This window comes from Thauera sp. (assembly GCF_034003485.1).
In the GTDB taxonomy this organism is placed as follows: domain Bacteria; phylum Pseudomonadota; class Gammaproteobacteria; order Burkholderiales; family Rhodocyclaceae; genus Thauera.
Genome location: NZ_JAVEYL010000004.1, coordinates 88,349 through 106,169 on the forward strand (window position 1 = coordinate 88,349; position 17,821 = coordinate 106,169).

Annotated in this window: 11 protein-coding genes; 3 read left to right on the plus strand and 8 right to left on the minus strand. The window is 71.8% G+C overall.

All coding sequences use genetic code 11. The features are described from left to right. Nucleotides 1–13 precede the first annotated feature (13 nt). The 3 genes from RBT54_RS03345 to RBT54_RS03355 form a co-directional block, all read right to left on the minus strand. Nucleotides 14–5,593, minus strand: a complete 5,580-nt coding sequence (locus RBT54_RS03345) for a CHAT domain-containing protein (protein ID WP_320364089.1) — start codon at nucleotides 5,591–5,593, stop codon at nucleotides 14–16. A 135-nt stretch (nucleotides 5,594–5,728) separates the two neighbouring features. Continuing rightward, nucleotides 5,729–6,397 carry a hypothetical protein gene (locus RBT54_RS03350; RefSeq protein ID WP_320364091.1) on the minus strand — a complete coding sequence of 223 codons (669 nt, stop codon included), beginning with the start codon at nucleotides 6,395–6,397 and terminating at the stop codon, nucleotides 5,729–5,731. Between the two features lie 120 nt (nucleotides 6,398–6,517). Further along, entirely contained in the window at nucleotides 6,518–7,468 is a 951-nt protein-coding gene (locus RBT54_RS03355) for an AraC family transcriptional regulator (protein ID WP_320364093.1), read from the minus strand. Between the two features lie 171 nt (nucleotides 7,469–7,639). Here RBT54_RS03355 and RBT54_RS03360 point away from each other — a divergent pair, with 171 nt between their 5' ends. Both RBT54_RS03360 and RBT54_RS03365 read left to right on the plus strand, forming a co-directional pair. Continuing rightward, on the plus strand, nucleotides 7,640–8,968 hold the full coding sequence (locus RBT54_RS03360) for a tetratricopeptide repeat protein (protein ID WP_320364095.1): 1,329 nt from the start codon (nucleotides 7,640–7,642) through the stop codon (nucleotides 8,966–8,968). Between the two features lie 121 nt (nucleotides 8,969–9,089). Then, nucleotides 9,090–11,228 carry an ATP-dependent helicase gene (locus tag RBT54_RS03365; RefSeq protein WP_320364097.1) on the plus strand — a complete coding sequence of 713 codons (2,139 nt, stop codon included), beginning with the start codon at nucleotides 9,090–9,092 and terminating at the stop codon, nucleotides 11,226–11,228. Nucleotides 11,229–11,270: 42 nt separating this feature from the next. Here RBT54_RS03365 and RBT54_RS03370 read toward each other — a convergent pair whose 3' ends face one another. The 5 genes from RBT54_RS03370 to RBT54_RS03390 form a co-directional block, all read right to left on the minus strand. Then, a complete protein-coding gene (locus RBT54_RS03370; protein ID WP_320364099.1) occupies nucleotides 11,271–11,639 on the minus strand; it encodes a DUF488 domain-containing protein in 369 nt (122 codons plus the stop codon). Nucleotides 11,640–11,687: 48 nt separating this feature from the next. Then, the gene (locus RBT54_RS03375) at nucleotides 11,688–11,996 is read right to left on the minus strand and encodes a HigA family addiction module antitoxin (RefSeq protein WP_320364100.1); all 309 of its coding nucleotides are present in this window, start codon (nucleotides 11,994–11,996) and stop codon (nucleotides 11,688–11,690) included. Between the two features lie 11 nt (nucleotides 11,997–12,007). Further along, entirely contained in the window at nucleotides 12,008–12,307 is a 300-nt protein-coding gene (locus RBT54_RS03380; protein ID WP_320364102.1) for a type II toxin-antitoxin system RelE/ParE family toxin, read from the minus strand. A 100-nt stretch (nucleotides 12,308–12,407) separates the two neighbouring features. Beyond that, a complete protein-coding gene (cysK, locus tag RBT54_RS03385; protein ID WP_320364104.1) occupies nucleotides 12,408–13,385 on the minus strand; it encodes a cysteine synthase A in 978 nt (325 codons plus the stop codon). A 138-nt stretch (nucleotides 13,386–13,523) separates the two neighbouring features. Beyond that, a complete protein-coding gene (locus tag RBT54_RS03390; RefSeq protein WP_320364106.1) occupies nucleotides 13,524–16,400 on the minus strand; it encodes an AMP-binding protein in 2,877 nt (958 codons plus the stop codon). Between the two features lie 172 nt (nucleotides 16,401–16,572). Between RBT54_RS03390 and RBT54_RS03395 the strand changes: the two genes are divergently transcribed. After that, nucleotides 16,573–17,811 carry a class I SAM-dependent methyltransferase gene (locus RBT54_RS03395; protein ID WP_320364108.1) on the plus strand — a complete coding sequence of 413 codons (1,239 nt, stop codon included), beginning with the start codon at nucleotides 16,573–16,575 and terminating at the stop codon, nucleotides 17,809–17,811. The last annotated feature ends 10 nt before the right edge of the window (nucleotides 17,812–17,821 follow it).

Below are 17,821 nucleotides of genomic sequence, written 5' to 3' on the forward strand. Positions count from 1 at the left end.
TGCCCGAGCAGACTCAGGTGGCGTCCCGAATATCCCCCAGTGCCTTGCGCAGCGCCGGCAGGTCGGGCCCGAGCAGGATGATCAGGCAGTCCAGGTTCTCGATCACCGACGCGCGCTCGCGCGGGCTGGCGCCGCGGGTGATGACGCGGCGATAGCCGTCGCGGATGCGTTCGGCGATCTCGGCGCAGGGGCGCGGCAGGTTGGCAGTGCGCCGCGCGCGTGCGCCGGATGCGGGCGCATTGATGCAGCGCTCGAGCAGGCGCACCAGCTCGAGGTCGGCGAGCGCGACGCCATCCCAGAAGTCGGGCTCGCTGTCATAGCGCGTCTGCAAGGCGGCTTGCAGACGCGCGATGTCGCTCTCCAGGCCTTGCCGCCAGGTGTCCGCACGCGTGGTGTCCAGGCGCCAGGCGAGCAGCGCGGCGCTCGCCCAGTTGGTGAAGGGGTAGGCTTCCTGCCTGCCGCCTTTCTCGAACGACGCCAGATAAGCGTCGGCGCAGGCAGCGAGCGCGGCGAGGCGCGCATCGGGGTCGGATTCCGCGGTCAGCGCACGCCGCTTGTGGGCGCTGCCGAGCAGGTCGAGGCGCTCGGTGGTGGGGGCGCGCTCGCACAGTTGGGTGAGGTCGGCGATGGCGCGCGCCATGAGCTCGTTGCGCGCCCGGGCTTCGTCGGCGGTCTCGACCACGCCGCGCGCGCGGCGCGACTGCCAGAGTTCGGCGGCATGACGGGCGCGGAAGTTGGCGAGTTGCTCGAGGGCGCGCAGCGGGCAGTTGCCCTTGGCGGCGCTGACCGCGGTGCTCAGGCAGTCGATCGCGGCCTCCCAGAAGCGCGCCTCGCCCCAGGCGAAGCCGAGTGCCGCGGAGATGTCGGCGCGCGCCAGCCAGCGCGTGCGCTCGGTCTCGGGGATGCGCGCCAGCAGGCCGTTGATGCGGGCCGCGGTGGCGTCGTCGCGGCCTTCGCTGCCGGCGCCGACGCGCAGCCATTCGGTGAGGTTGTCGAGCTCGACCACCAACTCGTCCGGCGCGTGGAAGGACAGGCGCTCGCGCTGGCGCTGAGGGCCGTTGCGCTGCAGGCTGTAGGCCGGATCGCCGTAGCACTGGTAGGCGCCCCAGGTGTTGACGCCGGGGAAGCGCATCCACACCTCTTCGCGCGCCGCGCGTACCGCCTCGCCGAAGGCCTCGCCGTCGAGCATGCGGCGGTAGAAGGCATCGGCAAAGGCGAGCGCGGCCGCGTCATCCACCGCCCAGCCGGCGGCGACCACCGCACGCACGCCCATGCGGATGAACTGCATGCCGAGGTTGGCGGCGAGTGCGCCGCGGTCGGTGCCGGGGCCGGGCTTGCCGAGGTGGCAGCAGTTGATGAAGACAAGTTCCGGCACCCAGCGCATCTGCTCGATGTCGCCCGGGGTGAGGAAGATGTCGCGGCCGATGACCATGCCCGAGATCTTGGGCGGCTTGCGCTCGGGGTCGGCGCACGGGCGGTCGGTGCGCGGCGGCAGCGCGTACTCGTGCTCGCCGTGGCCAGCCAGGTGCAGGATGCGCCAGGCGTCGCCGTGCAGGCGCTCGATGATCTTGTCGGCGCGGCGGTCGATGCAGTCCTCCACCTGCCAGCCGCGCTCGCGCAGCAGGCCGGCGACCTTGAAGGCCTCGTGCTGGGCGCCGGGCAGCGGCGGGAAGACTTCCCAGCCTTCCAGGTCGGGGTTGCCGACCACCAGCGCGCGGGCCTCGAAGGCGTGCGCCGGGCGCGGGCGGAAGTCCGTGGTGCGCAACTGGCGCACCAGTCCGGCATTGACCGCCGGCGGGCGGCCGTTGTCGCTCCAGCGGTTCTCGAGCAGCTCCCACGGGTAGCGCGCGGAGCATTCGTCCACCAGCAGCACCAGGTCGCCCTGGCGCGGCGCGGCCTCCTTGAGGGGCAGCGGCAGCAGCATCTCGTACAAGGTGTGCGCGGCCTCGGCGTTGGCGCTGGACGAGTTAGAGGCCGCGCGGATGAAGGCGTCGGCGAGCGCGAGCTGGCCGGTGGCCAGCGTCTCCTCGGCGCGCGCGCGGTCGGTGGTGAAGATGAAGCGCAGCGCGTTGCGCTGACCGTCCTCGTCGACGATCTCCAGGCGGTGCCACCACTCCGGGGCCTCGTCGAATCGCACCCGGCGGCGGCCGGCGCGGCCGGCTTCCACCACCCGTGCCGACCAGCGCACCGCGTTGGCGATCTGCCCGTTGGCGAGGATCGCGCGCAGGCTTTCGGCCGCCGCGATGGCGACGTCGGCGAAGAGCTCGATGAATTCCAGGCGGTCGATGGTGACCGGGTTGTCGAACCGGGTGTCCTGCAACTGGGTGTTGGCGGAGATCGCCGCGCGCAGGATGGCTTCGAGCGAATCGCGCGTGGTGAGCGCGCCGGCGCCGGTGCCCACCAGCAGGCACGACACCCTGGCGTTGCGTGTGCCGCCCGCCGCGCCAAAGCGCGAATTGGGCCACTGCGACACCTGCAGTGCGTAGTCGAGCAGCGCCGCGCGCACGCCGGCTTCGAGCAGGCCGGGGGTGAGTTCGCCGACCTGGCCGAGGCCGACCACGATCGCGCCTTCGGGTTTGGCGTGCCGCCGCACATTGAAGAACAGCGCGTTGGTGTCGAGCCGCCCCGGATACAGGCCGAGCTCGAGCCGGCGCGATAGGGCGCCGCCGAGCTGGCGGTCGAGCGTGGCCTCGGCGCTGACGATGGTGTCGCCCAGATAGTGGCCGACCAGCACCGGGTGGCGCGCGTAGGACAGGTCGCCGTGGCGGATGCTGAGCTCGATCGTCGGTGCCAGCGGGCGGGTGTCGATCGGCGCCTGGCGCAGGCCGCCACCAAAACCGATGCTGCGCAGCTCGTCTTCGGCGGGCAGGCCGTCGGCCGGCGGCGTGGCGGGGAGTTCGAAGTGCGCTGCTGCCTCGCCGCCCGCGCGTGCGCGCAGCGGTGGCGTCGTGGGCAGGCGGGTGGTGGTGCCGGTCTGCAGCAGGTCGAGGTAGGCGGGGAAGGCGTGCTGCTGCACGCACAGCGCGTCGTGCGCGGTGTTTTCCAGGAACCACATCGGCACGCCGTCGAGCCGGCCCGAGGCCCAGCTCACCGTGCCGTCACCCTCGCGGCTGGCGATGAAGGCCAGGCGCTTGCGGCCGGCGAGCCAGGCGAGCTCGTCGGCGGGGTTGGCGAAGTCGTAGTCGGCGAACTGGTAATCCACGATCGTGGCCGGCTGGCTGCCGGCGACGTAGCACATGTGCTCGGCGTCCGCGCGCGCGTTACGCAGCAGCGTCCAGGTCTCGCGCGCGGCGCGCAGCACCGGCGCCGGCACCGCCTTCCAGCGCGGCTGCAGGGTGTCGTGCAGCGTGCGCCAGCGTGTGGGGGCGGCGAAGTCGGGGTCGGACTCGGCAAAGGGCAGCAGCTCGACCAGGCCGGGGAAGTCGCGCACCAGCTCGACGATGTCATCCACGCCACGGGTGAAGTCGAGCAGCGAAAGGCGCGCCTGCGTCGGGTTGGTGCCGGTGAGCCAGCGCAGGGTCTCGTACGAGCCGAAGTTGGGCGTGCCCAGCATCAGCAGCCGGCTGCCGGGCAGGCGGGTGATGCGTTGCCATAGGGCGGCGCCGCGGCTGCCGTCGGCGATCATCGCCCGCACCACCAGGCCGCCCATCGAGTGCGCGACCAGGTGCACCGGCTGGTTGGCCTGCTCGGCCTGCGGCAGCCACTGCTCGAGCGCGTTCGCCAGCCGCGCCGCGGCCGTGCGTACCGACTGCCGCCAGTCGTAGGGAAAGACCTCGACGCGATGGGTGGCGGCGAGGAACTCGATGAGCGGGCCGTAGAAGTCGTCGATCACGTGGTCGGCGCTGATCTCGGGGCGATCGATCGCGAGCTCGCCCAGACCGCCACGCAGCAGGGCGCGGTAGTCGAGCCACACCGGCCGCCCGCCGGCAGACAGGCCGCTGCCCATGGTGCCGGGGAGCACGATCGCGAGCGGGCGCGGCCCGGCCTGGTGCTGGCTGCGCGCCACCGCCTCGCGCCAGCGCGGCGGCGTGTGCGGGGCCGCGGCGATTGGCAGGAAGCCGCCGGCGTCGTCGTCGCGGCGGGTGAGTCCGGCGACCAGCCAGCCGATGCTGTCCGGGTTGTGGAAGTAGCTGAAGTGATTGACCTGCGCGCCGCGGTCGAGGCGGAAGCGGGCCCCGCCCTCAGTGCGGCGCAGGCCGCCCGACATGGCGCCGGTATTGACCACCAGGTCGTGGTCGGCGCCGTAGAACCAGTCGGTGACCAGCAGCTTGATCTTCTGCCACGGCGAGGCGCCCTCGATGTCGCCGGCGATGACGCTGAGGTCGGCGCGGGAGACGAGTTCGGGATGGTGCAGCAGCCGGGTCAGTGCCGAGCCCGGCATCATCGCTTCCAGGCCGGGCAGGGTGCGCGGGTCGGTGCGTTCCTTGACCACCGCGAGCAGGAATTCGAGGCCGTCGGCGAAGGGGCTCTCGCCCAAGGCCTTGCCGGCGAGGAAGTTGAGCATCGACAGCCAGCGGTCGAGCCGGCCGGAGGCGAGCGTGGTGCCGCGCGCCGGGCAGGCCACGCGCACGAAGCGGGTGACGCGGATCTCGCGGGTGGCGAGTTCGCCGAGGAGTTCGGCGAATGCGGCGCGGTCGGCGTCGTAGGCGGCGTCGCGTTCCTTCAGTTCGTCCGGGGACAGCGGCAGCAGGCCGAGCTGGTCGGCGATCGTGCGGTCGGCGGCGAACAGTTGCGCGAGGCGGGGCTTTTCGAGCTGCGCCGCCACGCCCTCGCACTGGCCGAGGCAGAGCAGTTCGCCGACCAGCCCGCCGCGCGAATGGCTGACCAGGTGCAGTTGCGCGCCCTTGGGCAGGCGGCGCACCAGCGCGAGCGCGTTGGTGATCGGGCTCTCGGTGAGGCTGCGGTGCTCGAAGGCGAAGGCGCGCCCGGCGTAGACGGTGGCCAGGCGGGTGCGCGCGTCGCGGCCGGCGGCGTTGTCGGCCGCCCACAGCTTGCCGAAGCTGCCCTGCGTGCTGGAGGCGGTGCCGTGCAGGAATATCAGCAGCGGTTCTGCGGTGGCCGGCAGCAGCGCCTTATCGGCGAGTGTGGCGAGCGGGGCGAGGGCGAAGGCGCCGTCCAGGCTCAGGGCGTGCAGGCCGGGTTTGCCGCCTTCGAGCTTGCGGTCCTCGAACCAGCGTCCGAGCTTGGTGGCGGCCTTCTCCTCGACGCGGATGCCGAAGAACTCGAGCACGCGGATGCCCAGCCCGAGCGCGCCGCGCTCGCCGCGGCTGGCGTCGCCGGGGGCGGTCGCGAGGGTGTCGCCGAGCGTATCGAACTCCCAGGCGTCGCCGCCGTCGCGCGCGAGGCTGCGCCGGCCATGCTCGCGCACCAGCGCGTCGGCGTGGGTCCACAGCTCGAAGCCGTTATCCAGCTCGACGCGCACGACCTCGTCGGCGGCGACCTCGAGCTCGCCGGTGACGCCATCGCGCGCGCGCCCGGGGGTGAGCAGGCGATGGCTGAGCACCGTGGCCGGCGCGCCGGTGCCGGCCGTGCGGCGGGCGGTGTGTTCCGGGGCGGAGAAGTTGCCGCGGATGCGGAAGCTGCGTGTGGGCATGGCGAGGCTCCGGAAGCGTGTCGGGTCGCTGCTGCGCGACCGCTGCAAGGGAATGGGAAAGCGGAAGGGATGCGCGCTGGCTGGACGCAGGCCGGTGATGTGTCGGCTCGCGCCACGGTATTGATCCAGCCTAGATCAGGGGCCTGCGCCCTGCCACAGCCGCCGGCAGTCGATGTGGATGACGTGGCCGCGGTGGCGCCGCACTTCGCCCACCATGTGCGCGGTGCCGCCCGCACCGTCGCCGCCCTGGCCGTCCCACAGGCACAGCAGCCACACCTGCTCGCCGCCGCGGGCAAGCGCGGTGTCGAGCAGCCAGCGGTTGCAGCGCTCGAAGGGGTTGTCCTCGGGCGGGAGTTTCGCAGCGTCCGGGCCGCTGCCGGTCCGTGCGCCGGGTGCGGACGTCGGCATGACCTGCGGCGGGCGGGCGAGGCGGGCGGCGACCGCACGATAGCGTGCCACCCAATCCTCGCCGTCGCACACCGGCCGCACCGAGCGCTCGATGAACTCGGCCTCGTCGAATGGCTGCAGGAACTGCAGCGCCATGCCGCGTTCCTGCGCCGCCTCGGCAAACAGCAGGTCGCCACCGGCGGCGCCCTGGGTCAGGCCGAGGTCGTCCGGCCCGGCCTGCAGTTGGTCGAGCGCGGCAGCGATATGCGCTGCCGCCGCGGGCACGCACGCGGGGGGAAAGCGCGGCGCCGCGCGGTCGGGCGCATCGACCATGTGGCCACTGAAGAGGATGACCCGGCGCGGGTGCGGCGGGGGTGTCGGGGGTGTCGGGGGTGTCGGGGCGGAGGATTCGGGCACGGCGTTCGGTCCTTGCGACGGCGACGATTTCTGCGGCGGGTCGGTGCGCCATCATAGGAGAGGGCGCCGAGGCTGGCGAGGCGGCACTGGACACATCGGCGCGTGTACCGGGGGCATGGCTCAGCGCCCGGCCTGGCGCCGCCAAGCCGCCGGGGTGGTGCCGAAGGCGCGCTTGAAGGCGCGGCAGAACGCGGCCTCCGACTCGTAGCCGACATCGAAGGCGATCTGCGCGGTGGCGGCGGGGCTTTCGCGCAGGCGCAGGGCGGCGAGCTGCAGCCGCCAGTTCGCCAGGTAGTGCATCGGCGGCGTGCCGAGCAGCGTGGTGAAGCGCTCGGCGAAGGCAGAGCGCGACAGCCCGACCTCGCGCGCCAGCTCCTCGGTCGTCCACGGATGGGCGACGCGGCTGTGCAGGAGGGCCAGCGCGCGCCCGACCGCGCGGTCCTGCAGGCCGGCGAGCCAGCCGGTGTGGCCGGCGGGCAGGCTCGCCAGATAACGCCGCACCGCCTCCACGAACAGGAGTTCGGCGAGCTTGCCGAGCACGGCCGCCGAGCCGACGCCGCCTTCGGCGAATTCCGCGGCGGCGTGGCGGAAGGAGCTCTCGATCCAGGCCCCGCCGGTGCCGTCGCGCACCTCCAGCTTCAGCACCGGCGGCAGGGTGGCGACGAGCGGGTTGTGCGGCGCCTCGCAGCCGAGAAAGCCGCACACGATGCGGGTGTGCTCGCCACCACCGCCGAGGCGCAACGACGCCGGCGCGGCGGCGGCCGGGGCCTGCAGGTGGTCGTCGATCGGCGTCGGCCGCAGGCCCGGCGCGCTCGCCAGCAGGTGGCCGTCGTTGCGCGGCAGCATCACGATCTCGCCCGCCGCCACTTCGACCGCCTCGCCGCCCACCTGCACGAACATGCGCCCCGCCACCACATAGTGGTAGGCGATCAGATGGGCCGGCATCTCGCCCTGCGGAAACTCCTCCGGCCCAACCTGCGACTCGACGCACCACGGCGCGCTGAACTCCGCGTCGAGGAACACGCCACCCGACAGGCGCACCGCGGCGAAGACATCGGACAGTGCATCCACCCTGCTGACCTCCTGCTGCGATCCGCGGCGCCGCGGTCAAGATTTCCGGCGTCGCGGACATATCGGCCATGCGGCCATGCACTTAACTTAGCACTGCGCGCACGCCCCGGCCGATCTTCGCTGGCCGGGGGCAGAAGGCGCGTCACCCCCACCCCAGCAAGGAGAACGAAGATGAGCTTTCACGACGACCACGGCCTCGCCTGCACCGGCGCCGACGCCGACAGCGCCGCCCACTACCGGCGTGCCCTGCACCAGTTCCGCTGCTACATCGAGGACCCGGTAGCGAGCGTCGATGCCGCCCTCGCGCTGCGCCCCGACTTCGTCATGGCCCACGCGCTGAAGGCCTGGCTGCACCTGCTCGGTACCGAGCCGGGGGCGATCGCGGTGGCGCGCGACTGCCTCGCCGCCGCGTCCCGTCTGCCGGCGAACGCGCGCGAGCGTGGCCACCTGCAGGCGATCGGCGCGCTGGTGGATGGCCGCTTCCGCCAGGCCGGGCGCGTGCTGGAGGAGGTCGCCATCGACCATCCGACGGATGCGCTCGCGCTGCAGGCGGGGCACCTGCTCGACTTCTACGTCGGCAACGCACGCATGCTGCGCGACCGCATCGCCCGCGCGCTGCCGGCGTGGTCGAGCGCCATGCCGGGCTACCACGCCGTGCTCGGCATGTACGCCTTCGGCCTCGAGGAGTGCGGCGAGTATGTCAGCGCCGAGGCGCAGGGGCGCGCGGCGGTCGAGATCGAGGTGCGCGACGGCTGGGCCCAGCACGCGGTGGCGCACGTGATGGAGATGCAGGGCCGCGAGCGCGACGGCATCGCCTGGATGCGCGCCGACCCCGCGGCGTGGTCCACCGACAGCTTCTTCCGCGTGCACAACTGGTGGCATCTCGCGCTCTACCACCTCGAGCTGGGCGAGATCGACGAGGTGCTGGCGCTGTACGACGGGCCGATCCGCGGCGAGCGCTCGACCGTGATCCTCGACATGATCGACGCCTCGGCCATGCTGTGGCGCCTGCATCTGCGCGGCATCGATGTCGGCACGCGCTGGCAGCAGCTCGCCGAGGACTGGGCGCCGTTCGCTGCCGCCGGCAACTACGCCTTCAACGACGTGCACGCGACCATGGCCTTCGTTGGCGCGGAGCGTCTCGACCTGGTCGACACGGTGCTGGAGACTCAGCACGCGGCGATACAGGGCGAGGGCGACAACGCCGCTTTCACGCGCGAGGTGGGCCAGCCGCTGACGCGGGCGATCCGCGCCTTCGGGCAGCGGCGCTATGCGGAAACCGTGCGCCTGATCCGCGACGTGCGCGAGATCGCCCACCGCTTCGGCGGCAGCCATGCGCAGCGCAGCGTGCTCGACCTGACACTGATCGAGGCCGCGCTGCGCGATGGCCAGCAGGCGCTCGCCGTTGCGCTGTGCAACGAGCGCGTCGGAGCCCGGCCGCACAGTCCGCTGACCCGGCTGCTGCGGCAGCGCGCGGCACCGCTGCGGGTGGCGGCATGAGGTGGATGGCGGCATGAGGCACGGGCAGCAGGTCGGTCTTCTGCGCCGACCTGCGAGCTCGGGCTGAACGCCTGCAGTCCTGCCCTATCGTCGGCGGCATTGGCTGAATATAATTACAGCCATGCCGCCTTCGTCTTCTCCTGCTGCCGCAGCCCCTGCGGCAGTGCCTGACCTGCTCGCTTCCGACCCGCTCGCCCGCCTCAACCCGGCGCAGCGCGCGGCGGTCGAGCACGGCATCACGGATGCGGCGACTCGCGAAGGCCATGTCCCGACCCCGGCGGCGCCGCTGCTGGTCATCGCCGGCGCCGGTTCGGGCAAGACCAACACCCTGGCGCATCGCGTGGCGCATCTCATCGCCCACGGCGCCGACCCCGGGCGCATCCTGCTGCTCACCTTCTCGCGGCGCGCGGCCGACGAGATGGGTCGGCGGGTGCGGCGCATCCTCGCGCAGGCGGCCGCCGGCCGGCCCGGGCTGGCGCAGGCCGAACTGCGCTGGTCGGGCACCTTCCACGCCATCGGCGCGCGCTTGCTGCGCGACTACGCCGGGCGCATCGGGCTCGATGCCGGCTTCACCATCCACGACCGCGAGGATTCCGGCGACCTGATGAACCTGGTGCGCCACGAGGCGGGGCTGTCGGCCACCAGGCAGCGCTTTCCGCAGAAGGGCACCTGCCTGGCGATCTACTCGGCGGCGGTCAACACGCGCGCGCCGCTCGCCGAGGTGCTGCAGGCGAGCTATCCGTGGTGCGCGCAGTGGGAGGACGACCTGAAGCGCCTGTTCCGCGCCTATGTGGAAGCCAAGCAGGCGCAGCAGGTGCTGGATTACGACGACCTGCTGCTGTACTGGGCGCAGATGGTGGCCGAGCCCGAACTCGGCGCCGAGATCGGCGGCCTGTTCGACCACGTGCTGGTCGACGAATACCAGGACACCAACCACCTGCAGGCCGCGATCCTGCTGGCGATGAAGCCGGACGGTCGCGGCCTCACCGTGGTCGGCGACGACGCGCAGTCGATCTACGCCTTTCGCGGCGCCACCGTGCGCAACATCCTCGACTTTCCCGCCGCATTCGATCCGCCGGCGCAGGTCGTGACGCTGGAGCAGAACTACCGTTCCACCAAGCCGATCCTGGAAGCCGCCAACGCGGTGATCGCGCTCGCCGCCGAGCGCTTCACCAAGAACCTGTGGTCCGAGCGCGAATCGGCCCAGCGTCCGCGCCTCGTGGCGGTCAAGGACGACGCCGATCAGGCCGCCTTCGTTGTCGACACCGTGCTGGCGCGGCGCGAGGAAGGGCTCAAGTTGAAGCAGCAGGCGGTGCTGTTCCGCGCCTCGGCGCACAGCGCGCGCCTGGAGCTGGAGCTCACCCGGCGCAACATCCCGTTCGTGAAGTTCGGCGGCCTCAAGTTTCTGGAAGCCGCCCACGTCAAGGACGTGCTCGCCGTGCTGCGCTGGGCCGAGAACCCGCGCGACCGCATCTCGGGCTTCCGCGCCATCCAGCTGCTCGCCGGCATCGGGCCCAAGACCGCCGGCCGCGTGCTCGACAACGTGTGCACTGCGCCCGAGGGCTGCGCGCTGCTCGCCGAGCAGCCGGTGCCCGAGGCCGCGCGCGCCGGCTGGCAGGAATTCGCTGCGCTGATCGATCGCCTGGCCGGGCGCCCGCAATGGCCGGTCGATTTCGAGCTCGCCTGCCGCTGGTACGAGGCGCAGATGCCGCGCCTGTACGACGACTTCGCGCTGCGCGTGCTCGACATCCAGCAGCTCTCCCGCATCGCCGCCACCAGCCCGAGCCGCGAGCGCTTCCTCACCGAACTGACGCTGGACCCGCCCAGCGCCACCAGCGGCGAGGCGGGCATGCCGCTGCTCGACGAGGACTACCTGATCCTGTCCACGATGCACTCGGCCAAGGGCCAGGAATGGAACGCGGTGAGCGTGCTCAACGTGGTCGACGGCTGCATCCCGTCCGACGTCGCCACCCGCAACAGCGCCGAGATCGAGGAAGAGCGCCGCCTGCTCTACGTGGGGATGACGCGCGCCAAGGACAGCCTCGACCTCATCGTGCCGCAGCGCTTCTACGTCACCCAGCAGATGGGCATGGGCGACCGCCATGTGTACGCCGGGCGCACGCGCTTCATCCCCAACCGCCTGCTCGGGCACTTCGAGCAGATGAGCTGGCCACCGCCACCGCCCGAACAGCAGGGCTCGCCGGCCTCGCGCCAGGCGGCGATCGATCTGGCGGCGAAGATGCGCGACATGTGGCGCTGAGCTTGCGCGGTCTGCGTTGATCCAGGTCGGAGGAGGAAGGGCTCATCCTTTGCCCGGGCCGGCTTCCAGCCAGAGACGCAGCGCCTCGGCATTGTTGCAGGTGGTGTCGCGTGCGGCGTAGAGCAGGGTGACGACCGGGTGTACGGCGATCAGGCTGCGTAGCTCGGCGAGCGCCGCGGTGGCGGCGGGGGCCTGCAGCTCCTCGGCGTAGCGCTGGCGGAACTCATCCCAGCGTGCGGGATCGTGGGCGAACCACGTGCGCAGTTCGTTCGACGGCGCGAGCTCGCGCAGCCAGCGGTCAACGCCCGCCGTCTCGCGCTTGAGACCGCGTGGCCACAGACGGTCGACCAGCACGCGGCAGCCGTCGTCGGGTGCAGGTGGGTCGTAGGCGCGGCGGATGCGCAGGGGCATGGTCGAGTGGCGTGCAGGGCGCACTTGAGCAACTACCGCGATTACGGATCAGTGTGCAGGCGCGAAGCGCCGGATGCGTGCGATCGCATCGGCGGCGCTGCTGCGCGCTACCGCCATGTCGTAATCCGCCTGCAATCCCATCCAGAACTCTGCGCTGTTCCCGAAGAAGGCCGCCAGGCGCAGGGCCGTGTCGGCGGTGACGGCACGTCGCTCGCGAACGATGTCGTTGATCCGCGGCGCCGAAACCTGTAGCTCGAGCGCCAGTGCGTGCGCGGTGATGCCGAGCGGAATCAGGAACTCCTCGCGGAGTATTTCGCCCGGATGAATTGGCCGCATGCCATTGGTGATGGGGTCCATGTATCTGCCTCTCAGTGGTAATCGACGATCTCGACGTCGAATGCATCGCTGCCGTCGAAGCGGAAGCACAGCCGCCATTGCCCGTTGATGCGGATGCTGTGCTGGCCGCGGCGGTCGCCCTTCAAGGCCTCGAGACGGTTGTTGGGCGGTATGCGCAAGTCGTCCAGCCGGATTGCACGATGAAGCATCGCCAGCTTGCGCTCGGCCACGGCCCTGAAGTTGGCGAAGCGCGGGCTGGCTTCTCCAGCGAAAAGCGCCTGTGTGTCCCGGCATTTGAAGGAGCGGATCATGACGAGAAGCGTATAACGCATCGCGTTAAGTTTCAACTCCGGATCTGAGCGGGGCTCCAAAGCCTTCTCGTCCGGACGAGGCCCATGCGCGGCAGATGATGCGCATGGGCCTCATGGCAACTCAAACCGCCAGCCCCTTCTCGTCGAACATGCCCTCGAACAGGATCGAGCTCAGATAGCGCTCGCCCGAATCCGGCAGGATCACCACGATGGTCTTGCCGGCGTTCTCCGGCCGCTGCGCCAGGCGCACCGCGACCGCCGTCGCCGCGCCGCAGGAGATGCCGGCGAGGATGCCTTCCTCGCGCGCCAGGCGGCGGGCGTAGAGCACCGCGTCCTCGTTCGTCACCTGCTCGACGCTGTCGATCAGCGACAAATCAAGCACCTTGGGCACGAAGCCGGCGCCGATGCCCTGGATCTTGTGCGGCGCGGGGGCGAGCGGCTGGCCGGCGAGGTGCTGGGTGAGCACCGGGCTGGCGCTGGGCTCGACCGCCACCGACTGGATCTCCTTGCCGCGCACGCGCTTGATGTAGCGCGAGATGCCGGTGATGGTGCCGCCGGTGCCCACGCCCGACACCAGGATGTCGATGCCGCCGTCGGTGTCGTTCCAGATCTCGGGGCCGGTGGTGGTCTCGTGGATCGCCGGGTTGGCCGGGTTCTCGAACTGCTGCAGCAGCACGTAGCGGTCGGGGTCGGAGGCGACGATCTCCTGCGCCTTTGCGATCGCGCCGTTCATGCCCTTGGGGCCTTCGGTCAGCACCAGCTTGGCGCCATAGGCCACCAGCAGCTTGCGGCGCTCGATGCTCATGGTCTCGGGCATGGTCAGCGTCAGCGGGATGCCGCGCGCCGCGCACACGAAGGCGAGCGCGATGCCGGTGTTGCCGCTGGTCGGCTCGACGATCTCCTTGCCCAGGCCGAGGCGGCCGTGGGCTTCGGCGTCCTTAACCATCGAGGTGCCGATGCGGCACTTGACCGAGAAGGCCGGATTGCGGCCCTCGATCTTGGCGAGCACGGTGGCCTGGGCGCCGTCGGTCACGCGGTTGAGGCGGACGAGCGGGGTGTGGCCGATGGAGTCGGCGTTGTCGGAATACCAGTGGGACATGCGCGTTTCCTTATAGGAAGGGCTGAGGGAGGGGCGTCGCCCGTGGGTGCAGTATAGGCAAGGGGGGCGGCCCGCCGCCATGTTGCGCGGCTGTGTCGGTGCAGTGACGAAGGCCGCGAGGCGAGCGCCGCCGGCGATTCAGGTTTGCGTCGCGTCGTCCTCGCCGCAGTGCGCGAGGATGTCGGCGCGCACCGCGTCGCGCAGGGCGAGAAGGTCGTGCCAGTCCTCGCCCGCGGGCTGGTGCGGCGCGCAGATCGTGACCGCGAGCGGGCCGGGGCGTGGCCGCCAGCTTCCGTCGGGCAGCACCGCGCGGGTGCCGGCGAGCGCGACCGGCACCACCGGCAGACCCTGGCGCGCGGCGGCCTGGAAGGCGCCGAGGCGGAAGGCCTGCAGGCCGGGACGGGCGTTGAAGGTGCCCTCGGCGAAGAACAGCAGCGGTGCGCCCGCCCCTGCCCCGGCGGCGAGCGTGTCGGCATCCTCGACCCCGTGGCCGGCGTCGAAGCGGCGCACGAAATGCGTGCCCATGCGCTCGAAGAGTGGGCGCAGCAGCCGACTGTCGCGCAGCTCGGCCTTGGCCACGAAGCGCAGCGGATGCGGCAGCGCGGCGGCGAGCACGAGGCCGTCGATGTAGCTGGCGTGGTTGGCGACCACTACGCAGCCGCTGGCTGGCAGGCAGTCGGCGCCCTCGACCCGCAGGGGGCACCCGCACAGTCGGGCATGCAGGCGCGCGAGGTGGTGGCAGACGGTCCAGCGCTGCTCGAGCCGCGGCAGGGTGAGGATGCCCAGTGCGGCCAGCGGGGCGAGCAGCATGAAGGTAGCCCACGCCCACGCGGCCTGGAGCTGGCGCGGCACCGCCCCCGCGGCGCGGCGCGCACGGCCGGCGAGGCTTGCCAGTTGCAGGCGCAGCACCTGCACCCAGGCGGCGCGGCTGGGCGCGCCGAGGGTGCCGGCGAGGTAGGCGTCGCGGATGGCGGCGCGGCGGATCTTGCCGCTGGAGGTCTTGAGCACCGCGTGCGGCGGGGCGAGCACGACCACGTCGGGGGCGAGGCCGAGCTGGTCCATCGCGGCGGCGCTGATGCGCGCCTCGAGCGCGGCGCGCGCCGCCGTGTCGTGCTCGCGCGTCTCTGCCACCACGATCAGGCGTTCCTCCGTCTGCCCCGGCGCGCGGGTGCCGAACACCGCCACGCAGCCCTTGCGCACGCCGGGCAGCTCGCCCACCGCCTGCTCGAGATCGTAGGGGTAGAGGTTGCGGCCGGCGCGGATGATCATCTCCTTCGCGCGCCCGGTCAGGTAGAGCTCGCCGTCTGCCAGGTAGCCGTGGTCGCCGGTGGCGAGCCAGCCGTTGCGGATCAGCGCCGCGGTGGCCGCCGGGTTGCGGTAGTAGCCGGCGGTGGCCGACGGGCCGCGGAACTCGACCTCGCCCACGCAGCGCTCGGGCAGGGGATGGCCGTCGGTGTCCACGACGCGCAGCGCGTGGCCGGGCAGCGTCGGGCCGCAGGACACCAGGCGCAGCGTGTCGCCGTCGTCCGCGGTGTTTGCGGCGTTCACTGCGTCCGTGGTGTCCGCCGCATCCGACGCGGGTTCGATCTGTTCGCCCAGGCGCACGCTGGCTCGCTGCACGCGGTCGACCACCACGCCACGGCCGGGCGGGGGCACGCACAGCCCTACCGCACATTCGGCCAGGCCATAGACGGGCATCAGGTTGTGCCCATCCAGCCCATAGCGGGCGAAGGCGGCGGCGAAGCGCGCCAGGGTGTCGGGGCTGACCGGTTCGGCGCCGTTGGCAGCCAGGCGCCAGGAGGACAGGTCGAGGCCGTCGAGCTCGGCGTCGGCCAGGCGTTTTACGCACAGCTCGAAGGCGAAGTTGGGCGCCGCCGTGACCGTGCCGCGGTAGCGGTGGATCGCCCACAGCCAGCGCTCGGGGCGGGCGAGGAAGTCGAGCGGCGACATCAGCACCAGGGTGCAGCCGTGGTACAGGCTGCCGAGCCAGGTGCCGATCAGGCCCATGTCGTGGTAAAGCGGCAGCCAGCTCACGCACACGTCCTGCGGCCCGAGCGCGGCGGCGCGCCCCCAGGCGCGGATGTTGGCGAGCAGGTTGGCGTGGCTCAGCGCCACGCCCTTGGGGTCGCCGGTGGAGCCGGAGGTGTACTGGATCAGGCCGAGCGCCGCGCTGCGCAGCGGCTGCGGCGGCAGCGCGGCGATTCCGGCTGCAGCCAGCGTATCCGGGGTGCTGACATGGGCGAGCGTCGGCACCAGCCCGGCGAGCATGCGCGCGAGCGGGCGCACGCGGTCGAAAGTGATCAGCACCCGTGCCTCGCAGTTGCGCAGGATGCCGGCCTGGCGGCGCAGGTGCTCCTCGATCTGGTTGGGGCGCGCCGGTGGATACATCGGCACCGGCACCGCGCCGGCGAACAGGATGCCGAAGAAGCAGCGGAAGAAGTCCAGCCCCGAGGGCAGCATCAGCGCCACGCAGTCGCCCGGGCGCACGCCGAGCGCGACGAGCGCGCCGGCGAAGTGCGTGGCCGCTTCGTGCAGTTGTCCGCAACTGAGCGTCTGCACGTTGTCGTCGTCCACCAGGAAGCGGACGTGGGTGCGCTCGGGATGGCGGGCGACATGCCATTCGAGGACCTCGACCAGGGTTGCGGCGGACTCCGGGAGCTGGGGCGTGGCGTCGGCCGTCGTCGGCTCGGGCAGTGAGGGCGGTGGCGGCGCGCCGCCCACGGTGCGGGATGGTGGCGCAGGGGTGCGGGCGGCCTGCGTCATCGCGCGCAGCAGGTCGCGTGGCGTGTCGGCGCCGGTGAGGACCTCGGTCGGCAGGCGCAGCGCGAAGCGGCGTTCGATGCGGGCGAGCAGTTCGACGCGGCTCAGGCTGTCGAGGCCGAGCTCGCGGTCCAGCGTGCTGTCGAGGCTGGCGCGCCGCGCCGTACCCGGTTGCAGCTCGTGGACGACCTCGTCGATCAGGCGTAACAGCGCGTCGGCGTCGGGTGGGGAGGTTTGGGCGGGAGGTGCAGGCATCGCGGCGAAGTCCGGGTGCGCGCCGCTGGGCGGCTCTGGGCCATGGGGGCGGGGCGGGCAGTGTCGCATACGGGGCCGCCCCAACGGGCGGTGGCCTTGGTAACATCGCCGCCCATGTCTGCCTGCCTTGATTCCCGCGCCCCCCGGGTGGTTCCCCATCGCGGAACGCCCCATGTCTGAGCAACTCGCCCTTGGCCTGCGCGACGTCGCCGCGCTCGGGCAGATCTTCACCCCCGAAGCGGTCGTGCGCGCGATGCTGGCCCTGCGCCGCAACCATGGGCGCGTGCTCGAGCCATCTTGTGGCGATGGCGCCTTCCTGCGCCACCTGCCGGGCGCGGTGGGGCTGGAGCTCGACCCCGACCACTGCCCGCCCGGCGCAAAGGCGATCGACTTCTTCGCCTACCCCGAGCGCGAGCAGTTCGACACCATCATCGGCAATCCGCCCTATGTGCGCTTCCAGGACATCCCGGTCTCGACCCAGGCCCTGATCGCGCGCGGCCAGTACGGTGCCTGCCTGGACAAGCGCGCCAATCTCTACCTGTTCTTCATCGACAAGTGCCTGCGCCATCTCGAGCCGGGCGGCGAGCTGATCTTCATCACGCCGCGCGACTTCCTCAAGGCGACCTCGGCGGTCAAGCTCAACCGCCTGCTGTTCGAGGCGGGCAGCATCACCGATGCGATCGAACTCGGCGACGCACGCGTGTTCCCCGATGCGGTGCCGAACTGCCTGATCTGGCGCTTCGAGAAGGGCTGTGCCGCACGTGACATGCGTTACTGCGAGATCGGCGTCGGCGACGACCTCGGCGCTGCGCTCGCCGCGCCGCGCTGGGAGGCGCGCCACTTCATCGAATGCGCCGGCCACCTCATGTTCGCGCGCGGCGACTACCCCCTGCGGCTCTCGGACGTGGCCTTCGTCAAGGTGGGCGCGGTGTCGGGCGCAGACGAGCTGTACGCCGACCTGCTCCAGGGCAACCGCGAGTTCGTGTGCTCATCCACGGTCAGCACCGGCCAGACCCGGCGCATGATCTTCACCGAACCCGGCGAGCGTCCGCCTCACGCCCTGCTGGCGCACAAGGCGCGCCTGCTGCAGCGCAAGGTGACCAGGTTCGACGAGTCGAACTGGTGGATGTGGGGCCGGCTGCACTACCGCAGCACCCAGCCGCGGGTGTATGTGAATGGCAAGACGCGGGTGGCGAAGCCCTTCTTCGTGCATCCCTGCAACGATTACGACGGCGCGGTGATGGCGGTGTTTCCCCGCCGGGCGGATGTGGATGCCGAGGCCTTCCGCGATGCGCTCAACGCGGTCGACTGGGCCGACCTCGGCTTCGTGTGCGACGGGCGCTTCCTGTTCACCCAGCGCAGCCTGGAGAACGCGCCGCTGCCGGCGGGTTTCGAGCGCTTCCTGCCTTGAACTTCACGCA